The 14,714-nt window shown below is 39.3% G+C and carries 8 protein-coding genes; all 8 read right to left on the bottom strand.

What is annotated here, in order from left to right; genetic code table 11:
* Window positions 1-26: 26 nt before the first annotated feature.
* The 8 genes from DXA54_RS03475 to DXA54_RS03440 all read right to left on the bottom strand — a co-directional run bounded on the left by DXA54_RS03475 (window position 27) and on the right by DXA54_RS03440 (window position 14,529).
* The gene (locus tag DXA54_RS03475; protein WP_022199415.1) at window positions 27-1,457 is read right to left on the bottom strand and encodes an IPT/TIG domain-containing protein; all 1,431 of its coding nucleotides are present in this window, start codon (window positions 1,455-1,457) and stop codon (window positions 27-29) included.
* A 431-nt stretch (window positions 1,458-1,888) separates the two neighbouring features.
* Window positions 1,889-4,435, bottom strand: coding sequence for a glycoside hydrolase family 31 protein (locus tag DXA54_RS03470; protein ID WP_004311159.1), 2,547 nt, complete (start codon window positions 4,433-4,435; stop codon window positions 1,889-1,891).
* An 85-nt stretch (window positions 4,436-4,520) separates the two neighbouring features.
* Complete coding sequence (locus DXA54_RS03465; protein WP_008646550.1) at window positions 4,521-5,585, bottom strand: family 43 glycosylhydrolase; 1,065 nt, start codon at window positions 5,583-5,585, stop codon at window positions 4,521-4,523.
* Window positions 5,586-5,615: 30 nt separating this feature from the next.
* Window positions 5,616-6,128: a hypothetical protein gene (locus DXA54_RS03460; protein WP_004311156.1), complete on the bottom strand. Its 513-nt coding sequence runs from the start codon at window positions 6,126-6,128 to the stop codon at window positions 5,616-5,618.
* Between the two features lie 24 nt (window positions 6,129-6,152).
* On the bottom strand, window positions 6,153-7,298 hold the full coding sequence (locus DXA54_RS03455) for a SusE domain-containing protein (protein ID WP_004311155.1): 1,146 nt from the start codon (window positions 7,296-7,298) through the stop codon (window positions 6,153-6,155).
* A 19-nt stretch (window positions 7,299-7,317) separates the two neighbouring features.
* The gene (locus DXA54_RS03450; RefSeq protein ID WP_004311154.1) at window positions 7,318-9,210 is read right to left on the bottom strand and encodes a RagB/SusD family nutrient uptake outer membrane protein; all 1,893 of its coding nucleotides are present in this window, start codon (window positions 9,208-9,210) and stop codon (window positions 7,318-7,320) included.
* Window positions 9,211-9,228: 18 nt separating this feature from the next.
* Window positions 9,229-12,333 (bottom strand): SusC/RagA family TonB-linked outer membrane protein, encoded by a 3,105-nt coding sequence (locus DXA54_RS03445; protein WP_008646554.1) that lies wholly within the window; start codon window positions 12,331-12,333, stop codon window positions 9,229-9,231.
* Window positions 12,334-12,498: 165 nt separating this feature from the next.
* Window positions 12,499-14,529 carry a hypothetical protein gene (locus DXA54_RS03440; RefSeq protein ID WP_004311152.1) on the bottom strand — a complete coding sequence of 677 codons (2,031 nt, stop codon included), beginning with the start codon at window positions 14,527-14,529 and terminating at the stop codon, window positions 12,499-12,501.
* Between the last annotated feature and the right edge of the window lie 185 nt (window positions 14,530-14,714).

The following is a 14,714-nucleotide window of genomic DNA, read 5'->3' as shown; positions in this document are numbered from 1 at the left end:
ATAAGAATTGTGTGTTAATCATCAATTTACTGTAATGCAATGGTACGAACACGGTGATTACCGTTGTCACCAACATAGAAAGTACCTGTAGACTCTTCATAACAAAGTCCTAAAGGATAGTTGAAACGTGCTGTTTCACGAGGATCACCGTCAATATATCCTGACACGATCTGATCTGTCGAATAACTTCCACGACCGGCAAACGTTGTAACAATACCATCAGGAGTGATCTTACGAATACAATGATTGGCAGCATCAGTAAGATAAAAATCATATATATCCGCACGTTGCTCTGCCACATATTCTTCGTTCAACACAAAACACCCTTGCATTGGATTATCAAAACGGGCAGAATTCTGGGATGCGTCCTTGTAACCATATGATCCGAACTCTCCAGCAAAAGTAATAGGAGTTTCCAGATATTTACCAGCCCAATTATATTCTGCTTTCATCACACATTGCTTGTCACGTGCTATTAAATAGGCAAAATTTCCACTTGGATGAAAAGTAACACATTGGAACCAGCCGCTTGGTCCCATCTTGGCAATCTGCTTCGGATCCCACATTTGTGTCTTCTCATTCCAAACCGCTTTATGAAGCGTAGCATCACGACCACGACACAAAAAGATAGTACCATCTATAGGATGCGTGAATAATGTATTGAAATCATCTCCATTTAAAGCCGGATAAGAGTTTTTAAAATTTTCTTTACGAAGTAGGTAATAAGCTCCTGCACGTTCTACATTCCCCTGCGGACAGTTCACAAACATAGTATCCCTGTCCACACTCCAGCCAAGTCCACTCGGAGCACTACTCCAACCAGCAGCACCATTAGTAATCACAGTAGCTATGGAATCCTTATCTAGATAAATTTTACGTAAACTATGTTCATTCTCGAAAAAATAAATGCAACGTTCGCCTGATGATTCGTCATAGTACATGGCAAGAGGAGTTTGAGTTCCTGCTTTATCAAAATTACCATCCGTAATAGAAGTATTGCCTTCACTATCTACTACACCGCACAACGTGCCGACAACTACATTATACTGATAAGAGAACTTTTGGTCAAATGTATAGGTAGCATTCAAACTTTTATCTTTATTCAATATATCCACCTGCACAGACCCTCCATCCGCACGGGAAGGAACAATACAATAAATCTGTGTACCGGAAGAGCTAACAACCTTCGCTTCCTTACCACCGACAACCACTCGTATCAGTGAGGGATCAGTCCCAAAATTACTACCATTGATAAACATGTTCGTGCGTACAGCACCTTCCAAAGGAGAATAGTCAGTAAAAACAACTTCAACATTAGGATCAGAAGCTACATAAGACGGAAGATTTACTTCCACATTTTTGTCCATGCAACTACCCAATCCACCCAAGCAAATCAAGGAAAACAATACAAACCTAACCTGTTTCCCTCCTTTTTTTGTTTTAAAAAGACTTTTCATTGTATTAAATTATTCGTTAAACAATAAATATAAAAATCAAAAGAAAAAATAACTATGCATTATTCCAATGTGCACTATTAACGAAATGCAAAATAAAACGCTATCCTATTAATAGAATAAAAATAACGGTTCAATAAATGACAAAAACAGGTCAAAAACCTATAAAACAGCTATCCTAGTATGTTTTGGAGCACTTTTACTATTTTAGCTTATGTTGTGTGCTTTTCTCTATTATCATCCAACCTATATCTCCCCCCCCGAAAGTGATATTACATATAGCATAGTTGTATAAATGGTCATAAAAATACAAACTCTTTCTAAAATGGAGCAACATCAGAAAATATCAACTACAGTAGTATCTGGCTTGCCCTTCATTACTTATATAAAAAAATAGTGGGAGCTTTTATCACCCCACTATTACATTTCTCATACTATTGCTTGCTCCAGCAAATAGATTGCAAAAACCAAGCTTTATTTTCGTCATTCAAACCCTGACGCTTCAAAACCTCCGGGAGGTCAGTATAACTTTTCCAAAAATCGGAAACTAAAGAAGAGATCTTCTCCGGTGCATAGATTACCGCTTCACTCAGACTTCCCATTTTACCAAATTCTTCCTTAAAGCAAATATATGAATCACGGTATTTTAACTGCTCCATAGATTTAGCTATTCGTCTAGATACTCCCAACAAGCCGTTCATATCAGCTGTTTCCGTAGGATAAACTATTTTAATAACCTTTTCCTGATCACATGACAAAACAGGCAAATCAACCGAAAGAGCAAACTCTTCACCCAAATATTCATATTTGGCAGGTTGACCATTTACAGTGACAGACTGAGGAACAAGTGATGAGAGCACTTTCACTTTGAATGAACGAGATTCAGGCATATCTTTATATCGGCCATCACGTTTACCGATAACAATCGTTCGTTCCTGCCCTTGGCTGAAAGATGTTAATTTAGTCACAGCATATTCCGAAGCATAGTTCTTATCATTTCCATTATCTTCATAAAAATTAAAGGACGAAATTCCATTTCCACCAGGGAATACGGTAACAACAACCTCCTCATCATTACCGTTCAGGTTCATCACCTTTCTTGTATACATCGGCAATACCGCTCCCGCTTTTACATAAATCGGATATTCGTCAATAGCAAAAGGACGTTCCACTATTTGTCCTCCTTTCAGTAAGGTACCTGTATGCAACTCATACCATTCACCTTCGGGCAGCCACACACGCACTTGTACATAACCATCTTTTGCAGGAGCTGTGGCAGGAGCAACCAGAATATCATCTCCAAACATATATTCATTACGGAACTCATATGCTTCCTTATTATCCGGATGATCATAATACATCGGACGGCAAAGTGATAATCCTTCATCATAACCTTTACGAGCCATTGTATAAATATAAGGCGCCATCTCATAACGTTGCTGGATTGTCTTACGAAGAACATCACAATATTCTTTGTTGAATACCCATGGTTCCTTATTCAAACCGGCACTTTTTTGAGAATGTGTACGCATAATCGGGCTTAAGGCTCCGAATTGCAACCAACGAGTGTACATTTCCGGATCTATACTTTCACCGATATGTCCTCCTAGGTCATGACTCCAATAACCATATAATACATTGGAAGCTGTCGAGTTGAAGTAAGGCTGAAAATCTAATGATTTCCATGAAACAACTGCATCACCGGAGAACCCCACCTGATAGCGATGATTACCCAAACCTCCCCAACGGTGATATAGCATCGGACGTGTGTCCCTGTTCTTTTCCATATTACTAAAGAAAGCATAATTAATCCACCAAGTGTTGCTCAAATTCTTCACCTTCGGATCATATATCCTTTGTTGCCAGTCCAGCCACCAAAAATCAACACCATCTTTCTCCATTGGCGTCAATACATTCTTAAACATATTTTTAATAAACTTCTTATCTGAATTTATCCATGGAATAGTCTGTTTGGACTGAGGATCAACTCCCATATCTTTTGCTAATCCAGAATATTTTTCTTCATAAGAAGCTACTCCATCCGCCGGATGTAAGTTAAGGGTGATTTTCACATCATTCTGTTTCAAGTATCCCAAAAACTCCTTTGGGTTCGGGAATAAATCACGATTCCATGTCCAACCGGTCCAACCACCTTTTCCTTGTTCTGTATAATGCCAGTCCATATCTACCACCAATACATCCAAAGGAATCTGATAAGTATGGAAATTATCAATCAGATTACGGAACTCCCTGTCAGAATATAACCAATAGCGTGACCACCAATAACCAAATGCATACCGGGGAGGTAATGGTACTTTTCCCGCAAAGAGGGTATAATCTTTCAAGGCAGCTTTATAGTCATGTCCATATGCCATGAAATACCAATCCTGTCCGCCATTAGCCGGACGCTCTTTCACCCAATCCCAATCTTTATTATCATCAAACAAAAGTCCCTGAGAATCATCAATCAGAGTCCAACCGTCCGTAGCCAACAGGCCATCTTCCAGTTTCAGTTTATCACCTTTCTTTGTATCAGCCACCCATGTTTGTGTCTGTGTATCACCATCCATACCATCCAATGTACGATAGGTTCCTTTCAAGTTGCCCTTCTGTTGCATACCGGGTTTCCAAGTAAAAGGTAATATTTCTTTAGAGGCAGTGATAACCAAGTTCTTATCTGTAAACTGTCCACTCTTTTTCTTATAACGCATCTTCATTTTGGAAGTCGTTATTTCAACCCATCCTCCTCTTGTTTTTAGCTTGTAATCTACCTGGGGATAGTTACGATTCACAACGATGTGAGATCTATCGTCCACGAATTTCCCATCCGGTGCATATTCCAGACGGATTGCTCCATCAGAAATGACTGTAAATCTTACATTGCCATCTGTATAAGCAATATTTCGCTGTGTGTTTTGCGCATGCAATACAAATATAAAACTCTGCATGACACAGAGTAAAAGCAATAATCCTCTTTTCATGATAACATTTAAAAGCAATAAATTTATAATTCGAGAATAAAATAGGGTCGTTGCAGTTATCATAGCTACAACCACCCTATGTCAACTACTTACTCTTCTTGAAAGTCGGAGCTTCCGCCTTCACAACCGGTCCGTCCCCTACGAGATACGGCCAATCATCGTCATCCCAATAAACTCTATCAAGCAATACTACACGACCTAAAGATGGATCGGCAGTCCGGTAAGCATGATAGATAATCCAATCTTTACCTTCATCATCCTGCACTATTTCAGCATTGTGCCCTGTCCCCAGAAACGCATCATTTCTGTGTATCAGTACCTCATGTTTATTATCATTCATGTTGTCACCTGATTTATTCAAATAAGGACCAAAAAGCTCGGTGGAACGACATACAACTGTCTGGTATGTACTATTTGCACCGTCACAGCAAGTACCTGTAGAGCAGAACAAATAATAGTATTTACCTCTTTTCAAGATATATGATCCTTCATAAGCATTGGTACCTCCAGTATTGGCAGCAACCTGTATTTTTGTCGCTTTTGCATTTTCAATACCTCCTTTCAGTCCAAGACCGTCTTCAGTCAATTCAATACCCCAAATACCATACCAGCTTCCCCAGAAAAGATATTTTTTACCATTATCTTCAATATAGAAAGGGTCGATACTATTATGAACATCGATCTCATTGCTACGGAATAATTTGCCTTGATCGGTAAACGGTCCTTCCGGCTTGTCCGAAACAGAAACACCAATACCACAAGTTGCTCCACCTCCCCACTTGGACAAGGAGTAATACATCACATATTTTCCATTGATATAATTGATATCCGGCGCCCAAATACCTGCTTCCGGTTCCCATGACGGTTTTTTATCATCCTCGTAAGCACCGCCCACATAAGTCCAGTGAACCAAGTCTTTGGATTTGTGTATCCATGTATTTCCTCCGGTAGCATACAAATAGAAATATCCGTCTTCCGCTTTTATCACTGTCGGATCCGGATTATCGGAATCGATGACAGGATTTGAATACCACACTTTGTCTGCCAATGGAGCTTGTTCTGCTTCACCTTTCTGTTTATCGCTGTTACCACACCCCCATGTAAGCAGGGAAAATATTCCAAGCGTAATTGTATGTTGTAAGTATAACATAAGTTCTCAGTTTTTATTAATTTTACTAATCTATTCCATACTCGAATTCAATTCAACACCAGGTCCCAATACAATATGGATTATGGAAGTCTTTGATTCTTTGTCCGTTTCTGAAGTAATTGGCATACCATCCGACTGAAACGCTTCCAATGTAATGCTAAACTGAGCTTCTTTTTCGTCCACTCCAAAAGCTTTCATATATTCCATTATCTGTTGATTGGTAAAAAGCTGTTCGCGTACTCCGTTATAAGTAAGTATGCTTTTATCTTCCACACCCATTGTTTCAGTTATTTCTCCATCTACCTGCAGTCCTAAAGTCATAACATACTTCGATGCTGTTTCTATATCCAGCCAACGGTAGACAAAAGCAACCCCATCCATATTTTCCTGTGTAATCTGTACATAATAATCATCAGATTCCACTTCTACTCTCGGTACACGTGGTTGTGGGTCACCCTCACTTTCCACATCTCCACATGCTCCCAATACAAATATATTAGTAAGCAGATATAGTATTATAAACAGTTTTTTCATGATTTTCATATTTTAATTTACTTCTTATGGAGATTATTCAGTCGGCTCCAAATATATCTTCATCTCATTAAGGTCTACTGTCAAAATGTATTTACCATCAGCAGCAACAATCCATTTCAAGTCACCGCCATTATCCTGATACCTTGCTTCTCCGAGTTCATGTTCTACGCCCGGATTTGCTCCTTGTGAAGGAGCAAAAAAGAATTTTCCTGCAAAATCTGCTCCATTCGGCTCCAACGCCAACTTAAACTCTTTACCGCCATAAAAGTTACCTGTATACGTCCAACGTTCTGGATGGCGTGGATCATTATTCACAAATGCACCTTCCTTTTTCATTTTACCCCAATCCCATCCGATGGTACTGGCATCGCCAACAATCCAAATCCCACCTTGCGGTAAAGGGTAAATACTAACGATATTCACATCCAAACGATTTAAGTCCACAACTATTGTATAGGTACCGCTTTTTGTGTTTTCAAACATCTCACCATTCCCTGCTTCTGCCACATATTGCAAAGAATTATCTCCATTCTCAGCTTTCATGTAGCATGGATAATCAGAATCCGGACTAAGTGCAAAGAAGTACTCACATGGCTTCAATTCTGCTGTCGACTGATATACTCCTGAACCCACAACCTTCTCGGTCATTCGGCGAACAGTTTTCTCTCCAGCATCATCCACCATCACCATATATATCGCAGTAGCATTCTTATCATATCCGATCACATTCAATTGCGTCTTCGACAACTCCGGTTTCAAGTATTCTACAGATGAATTGACCTGTCCTATAACCTCTGCTTCAATAGTCACCTTATCCCCAGGAAGTATACTCCAAGAAGCCAGTATATCATTTAACTCCTTATGCGTGAAACTAATGGAACGCTCTTCCGATTCAATCTCATACAAATCTGTCACATTAGAGTGTAAGTCTGCCATATACATTCTGAAAAAATAGGTGATAGTAGCATCAGCTCCTCCACGTTGAGCTGCAGCATCCCATGTAAATATAACAGCTGCTTCATTCTCTTTTTCTTTCTCCAAAGTAATTTCAGAAGAAGAAGCCTTCAAAAGCATCTGATCTACAGGAGTTTCAAGCGTGTAATACTCCGGATCTTTATTACAGCTCGCTACTATCAACATAAGAAAGAGCAAGCATATTAGTTTCATTATCTTATTCATAATTATGCTTTTCATTTAATTAATTCCAGAAAGGCGCCTGAACCAAGTTCGTGTTCTTATTCATTTCATCTATATATACCGGGAACCAGTACATCGCCCTTTTCCACACACGTGTCTGGAATACGGTTCTCTTATAAAATTCCTGACTATTTGTTCCTGCGAAATTCATACCATAATCATCTCCACACATCTCCGGGAGCTGTTCCACAATTCTCCATCGACGGATATCCGACCAGCGTGATCCTTCACAGCAAAGTTCAACACGGCGTTCCATACGAACTGCCTCACGTACTGCCAGTTGATTGTCATCTACATGAATGTATTTTGCATCATCTGCCGCTACGGCATCCAACGTATATTGGCGCACGCCTGCACGTTCACGGACTTTATTCACATATTTTAATGCATCCTCACGAGATGCTCTATTATCATAAGCCTCATTAACAGCCTCAGCATAATCCAAATAGGAAGCAGCTAAACGATATAGGAACATTTGACGCCATTTGTAACTACCATTCTTCGGATTATCCTGTGAATATACTTTCTTACGAACCAAATAACCATTTTGGGGTGCATCATGTGTATAATCATTATCTTTCTGATTCTTAAAGAATTCGAATTTACGCTCTGCCAAAGCATACCAAGAACCATTATAACTTACTGTAGTATAAAAACGAGGTTCGCGATTACAATACATATTATATGTACCTTCGGCAGTTATTTCTCCCTTTTGCCCTGTACCACCAGTCCAATTAGTAGATCGGGTTTCTGTCTCCGTTGAAAAACCTTCTTCTACATATTTCGAATTATCATCGTCTTTCGGAAGCCCATTCTTCATGAAGAACGCGTCCACCAAACCTTGATATACACCTAAACCATTTCCACCACCATATTCTTTAGTTACAGCTTTATTCGTATAGAACTGGTAACTTTGATAAGCATCTTCTTTTGTATATGGGAACAATATCTCCTTATTTCCATCTTGAAATTTCGTAAACCAAAGATTTTCAAGCGAAGTAAACGGGTCTATTTCTCCCTCATCATTATATTCTACGTACAAACGATAACCGGCTTGCTCTGCTACATCAAGCAATCGTTTGCAGGCTTCTGCCGCTTTCACCCATTTTTCCTGGCTATAAGTAGAATTGAACAATTCCTCACCTTCTTTATTCTTATGTCCAATGTACCACTCATTTCCATTTACCAACGGACTTGCAGCAAATAATAACATCTTCGCACGAACAGTTAGACACATAACTGAAGTTATACGACCATATTTCTCCACACTCTGCCATACAGCAGGCAATTGTTTAGATGCTTCCAACATCTCATTATCCAAATGGCTGACAATCTCATCAAAAGGTCTTTGTCCGACCATTAAATCTGAAAGAGTAAAGTCAGTCGGAGCAATGTAATTCGGTCTAAATGGGATAGGACCGTATGTCTCCAATAATTGCCACCAATAATAGGCCGCAAGGAAACGTGCTTCCGCTTTCATATAATCCACTTCTCTCTGAGGAAGGTCGGAATCAGGTAATGCATGTACACGTTCTATAAAAATATAAGCCTGACGTATTTTTCTCGGAAGACCATCCCAGAAATTTCCTGCCCATTGTGTATTCGGTGTCCATCCACCAAAAATCTTGGTGATATTGGGCCAGTCCCATTGCTGCCAACGTGCAGAAGCAGTCAAGTCATCTGCAAACACTTCCCAACCATACGTATTTAACCAGTCATTACCCGGATTAGGGATACGGCTGTATACATTGGCCAGCCATGATTCTACTTTTGTCTTATTCTCAAAGACCATGTCTATATCAATTTCCGTATCCGGTTCTTTATCAAGATACGTACAGGAACCCAACGATACGATGCCTATTAAACCAGCAACTATATATTTCTTAAGTTTCATTATCGTCATTTTTTTTAATTAGAAATTCAGGTCAACTCCAAACATTACAGAACGCATAGCCGGGTAACGCAGACCGGTGTTCGTATTTAATTCCGGATCCCACAGTTTGAAAGGAGAGAAACAGAATAAATTATTACCACTCACGTAAAAACGAATAGCTTTAGAATGTATCTTATCAGTTACAGATTGCGGTAAAGTATATCCAAGTTCCAGCGTTTTCAAACGCATAAAACGCATATTCTTTTTCCACCATGTAGAATTCCGGTAGTTCTGTCTGTTAGGTTCCTCCGTCAATCTCGGCCAGAATACATCTTGGGAAGGATTCTCTTCTGTCCATCTGTCGTTATAATTAGAGTAGACATTGCCTTGTAATGTTTGTCCACTACCCGGAATGAAATACGTAGTTCCACCAATCACACGATAAGTATCACCTGTTCCCTGGAAGAAGAAATTCAAATCCCAGTTTTTGTAGCTCACATTACCTCCGAAACCATAAACAATACGCGGGTCTACCGTTCCACCAATGTATCCTTCATCCGCATCAGTGATAATGCCATCGCCATTCATATCTATATATTTGATATCACCGGGACGTACTTTTGAAGCTCCAACGTCCTGTGTCGGTATACCGAATTTCAAATTACCATTCGCATCGAAATCATCTTCTGTAAACAATCTTTCTGCCTGCAATCCATACAAAGTATTTAATGAACGGCCTGTCAATCCTCTGTATGTACCTTTCACAGTTTCTGGCTCATCGTATTCGTCCACCCTATTAATAGCATATGTGAAATTAGAACGGAAACCTACAAACCAATCTTTATTAATTTGTTTATTATAGTTTAAGGAGAATTCCACACCGCGGTTAGTCACTTCACCAAAATTGGCCCAAGGGTTAGTCAAGAATCCTGTCTGTGAAGGAATAATCTTACGCTGCATAAAGATATTGGTACGTTTTTCTTTGAAAACATCTACCTGTAATTCCAATTCATTCCATAATCCCAGTTCAAAACCAAGGTTCATTTTCAGAGCTGTTTCCCAGGTAAGATTTTCAACTCCAACTTCTCCTTCTGAAATACCGGTACGACCAATCTGTCCTGTATCACCCCAGTTATACTTATCTGCATTGGTATTCAATGTTGTTATATAGGCAAAACGGCGTCCTCCGATATCATCATTACCAACTTTTCCTATAGAACCTCTTAATTTCAATTTACTCAATGTATTTCTGAAACGATCCATGAAAGGTTCTTCAGACAATAACCATCCGACTGCCACAGAAGGGAAAAAGCCGAAACGTTTACCTTTAGCAAAATTCTCTGAACCATTATATCCAAAGTTGAACTCCGTCACATAACGGCTATCGAAAGTATAAGACAATCTACCCGCAATACCTTGTTTTCTATAAGGTTGTACACTACCATTATCATAACTTTGCTGATTATACAGAAACAATGCATCTACGTCATGCTTTCCGAAAGTGTGAGCATACGTTAATGTTCCTTCAAAATAAACCCTCGAATTTCCATATTCCCCTTTATTTCCATGTCCCAAAGAGTCATCTCCATATTTAAGTACAGAATGAATCAGATTACCTTCAATGTCACGTCCGGTAGCAATACTATGATAAGTAGCATCCTTTCCCCTTGTAATCGAACTCTGATTCCAACGGTCGAAAGAAAAGGTTACTTTCGCTTTTAATCCCGGCGTGATCATCTTCAGATTCTGTTCAATAGCAAAGAGTGACTGAATCTGTGAAGCTGTAACTACGTCGTAACCTTGCTGTGTCACCGCTGCCCAAGGGTTCACATCATTAATAGCCATAATTGGAATAGTCCCATCTGAATAGCGGGCAGGATACACGAAAGGAGAAGTTATAAACGCTCTATCAAAAGCATCGTCCGTACTAAATGCCTGTTTGCGGTGTGTTTGGAGGAACCCACCGACATTTAAACGCAGCACTGTTGTCTTAGTCACATCCAAGTCAACATTCGCACGCATATTATAACGAGTTAGTTTCGTTCCTGTATCATAAGGCAAAGACTTATCCGTCTCCATGATTCCCTTCTCACCGAAATAAGAACCAACCAACGAATAGCGCAGGAAATCGGAACCACCTGATACAGTCAGATTCGCACGAGTAGAATAAGCATAATCCTTTGTTATTTCATCCAGCCAATTTACATCCGGATACAAATCTCTGTCATAACCATCTCTCGTTCTGTCAATCTGCTCCTGACTGAAAGGCAAACGCGACTTATTCTCTGTTATTTCATTTATCAATGCCATATGATCGGCTGCCCCAATAAAATCCGGAAGTTTTGTCGGCTCTGCAATAGAATGTTCCACACGCAAATTGACAGAAGGAGCTCCTACTTTACCACGCTTCGTATTGATAACAATGACACCATTTGCACCACGTACACCATACATAGCACTCGCCGATGCATCTTTCAATACTGAGAAAGATTCAATTTCAGCGGGGTCTATGTTATTCAAGTCGCGCTCGATACCATCTACCAACACTAACGGAGATTGTCCACCGGAGAAAGAAGCAATACCGCGAATCCAAAAATTCGAGGAATCGTAACCCGGTTCTCCCGAACGTTGAACCGCTATCACACCGGCAATCTGTCCTGCCAGATTATTAGACAAAGAGCGTGTGGCACCAACCTGTAACTTCTTAGGCTGTAATGTCTCGATAGAACCGATAACCGACATTTTCTTCTGACTACCATATCCAGTAACTACAACTTCATCCAAGGCTTCAATATCTTCTTCTAAAATTACATCAAAATTAATCTTACTTCCAACTTTTATTTGTTGAGTTTTGAAGCCAATATACGAAATCTCTATTACAGAATTCTTTCCGGGTACATTCAAATAAAAATGTCCGTCCATATCCGTAATCACTCCAGTCCCTGTCTGTTCCAGTACACGTACATTCACACCAGGAAGAGGATTCTTGTCCTTATCGGTTATCGTACCACTGATACGAATACCTTTCGCTTGCTCCGACATATTAGTCTTACCAGACATAGAAGAATGTTCCGGTAAAGCGGAGTTAGCGCTTGTTCCATAATAGAACAACAAGCAAACAAACAATGCTTTCTTCAAGTCCATAATATTAAATTTAAAAAACTCATAATAAATACTTTATCTCATATTGAGTGAGAGCAAAAGTAGACAATTAATACAAAATGTAATAAAATAGATAGACCAATAATTAAAAAAAATCGTTCAAAATGAAATTAAAATATAATTGAGATATCTTCTGACCTATTTCTGTCATTTTAAGAAATGTTCCGCACGCCCCGGAGTCAATAACTCCCACAAAGAAGCGACTGTCCATCCCGGTGCGAAGATATCGTTATAATACCCTTTCCCATTTTTGCCATAATCCCAGTTGGTATGTTGAACGACTTCCGGATAAAAACCGGATTTGGCAATTCCACATAGATGCCCTTCATGAGGTAACAATTGGCGCATGGAAGTAGAAATCACCTCCGCGAAATGGGCAAAACGTGGCTCCTTATATTCCTTTGACAACCATTGCAGTACCGAAGCAAATTCAAAAACAAACACATCAATATGGTTATTTTCTACAGAAACATTACCCCAACCACGAGTTTTTAGACCGATATCACCCAACATCTGACCTTGAGCAAAAGGAACGTCCCATACATAATACCATGACAATGCAAAATAAGCAGCCTTTCTTGTCAGGTCGGCATAATGACGATGCTCATCTCCTTTCGTTATCAACGAAAGATAATAAGTTGCCGTAGCAGCATAAAGAGAAGCCTCTTTATCTTCACAATTGGCATCGAGAGTAGATGAAAAATAGTCAGCTTTAGATATCAAGACTTTCTCCAAATAATCTGCTGTCCTTTTAGCACTAGCTAAATAACGTTTATCCTTAAAATATTTATATCCCATTATTAAAGGTAAAGTGGCCGAGGGTGTACTTCCTCCACTATTATCGACTATTGTAAAATCATCGTGGAATTTACGGGGGAAACTGCCATCTTCATGTTGCAACTGCAGAAGTATATCGAGCATATTTTTCATCTTTTGTTCCCATTCAGGATGACGACGGCCATTCTCCCTTTCATAAGCAAGAAAATGAAGCATAGCATAAACTCCTTCTGATTGACGACGAATACTATGTACAGGATCTTCATACCCTCTATCAAAGTTTACCGATTCTTTAAAGAAACCAGCCTGGGTAAAGCCATTCTTCAAATAACTATCGAATACTTTCATACTGTTTTCTTTCAGATCTTCTCTGCCACATTGCCAACTATATTCCCAAGCATTGAATGCATTAAGGAGTACACGGCCAATAAAACCAACTTCTGCCTGACCGTTACTCTGACAATCAGCAGTCCGCAAATGAATACCCGAATTAAAAGTCAACGAATTACCAGTCACCAGACTATTCACAAAAAAACGGCTCATAACTTCTTTCATATCCTCAATAGAATAAGGAGTATCAACCGGAACCGGAGCATAAGTGTCATAGCTATACTCCCACGCATTCCGAATAAAATCAGAATAATCATCAGCTTTATTCTCCAAGATCTCCCATGTCAGTAACATTGTTTCTCCTTTTCTCAGAGACTGAAAAGCCTCTACCGCCGGAGCCAATGTTAATTTTCGAATATAGCTTTTAGGTGCTTCACGGTAAGGAAAACCGAAAGAAAGTGTTGCCACTCCATTCTGATTTTCGAATCCAGTAAAACCTATTGAAGTTTTACCTGAAAGAATGATTTCTCCCTCTCGATGAGTAGACAAAACCTCATTAGCAAAATTGTCTATACGACTCACCGTCACAAAGCTTTTTTCCTTTTCTGAATAAATACCTGTAAGAGGAGCACTCAATCTATCCTCACGCACCAACCAGCTGTCTGATGTATGAAATGAAGGTGCTTCCTTAGGAGATCGCAGATTGCGACGATACCAGAACCCCGGCATATAGAACTGGCAATCATCATGATTAAAACCGGTTGACAACTGCTCGCTAAAATTAAAATAAACATCCTCTAATGCAGTTAGACTGACATTGATACGTAACTTACCATTCATATCCTCCATTCTCTGAGTTATTACCATCGGAATACCTTTGGAAGGTTCCAACAGATAAGATGAACAGTCATTCTTCAACTGCCGCATATCCAGCGAGTATTTTTCCGATTCATTTCCCGGTACTTTTAAGGAAATAGATGCTGAAATCTTTTCTGGAGTATAATTGACGGCTTCAACAGCCTCAACATATAACCCAATAAGTATTCCACAAAATAAGCATTTTAAATTCATGTAAATTCAATTAAATGAATCAGTAATAAAATAAATACTGGTTCTGTTAATACACTAATAATTCATTTTCAAACTTGAGCAACAGCTAATATTTTGTAGCCTGTGTGATACGCAACAAAAGTATGGAATTCTACCAGCTTAGGATATTAAAAACAGGTCAATAAATGAAATTCCAGTCTCAATTT

Source organism: Bacteroides sp. OF03-11BH, assembly GCF_003604005.1.
In the GTDB taxonomy this organism is placed as follows: Bacteria; Bacteroidota; Bacteroidia; order Bacteroidales; family Bacteroidaceae; genus Bacteroides; species Bacteroides ovatus.
This window is presented reverse-complemented; position numbering and strand designations above follow the sequence as displayed.

Coding starts and splice junctions, on each gene's coding strand:
- DXA54_RS03440 (WP_004311152.1), bottom strand. CDS start 14,529: ATGAATTTAAAATGCTTATTTTGTGGAATACTTATTGGGTTATATGTT.
- DXA54_RS03465 (WP_008646550.1), bottom strand. CDS start 5,585: ATGTTATACTTACAACATACAATTACGCTTGGAATATTTTCCCTGCTT.
- DXA54_RS03460 (WP_004311156.1), bottom strand. CDS start 6,128: ATGAAAATCATGAAAAAACTGTTTATAATACTATATCTGCTTACTAAT.
- DXA54_RS03455 (WP_004311155.1), bottom strand. CDS start 7,298: ATGAATAAGATAATGAAACTAATATGCTTGCTCTTTCTTATGTTGATA.
- DXA54_RS03445 (WP_008646554.1), bottom strand. CDS start 12,333: ATGGACTTGAAGAAAGCATTGTTTGTTTGCTTGTTGTTCTATTATGGA.
- DXA54_RS03450 (WP_004311154.1), bottom strand. CDS start 9,210: ATGAAACTTAAGAAATATATAGTTGCTGGTTTAATAGGCATCGTATCG.
- DXA54_RS03470 (WP_004311159.1), bottom strand. CDS start 4,435: ATGAAAAGAGGATTATTGCTTTTACTCTGTGTCATGCAGAGTTTTATA.
- DXA54_RS03475 (WP_022199415.1), bottom strand. CDS start 1,457: ATGAAAAGTCTTTTTAAAACAAAAAAAGGAGGGAAACAGGTTAGGTTT.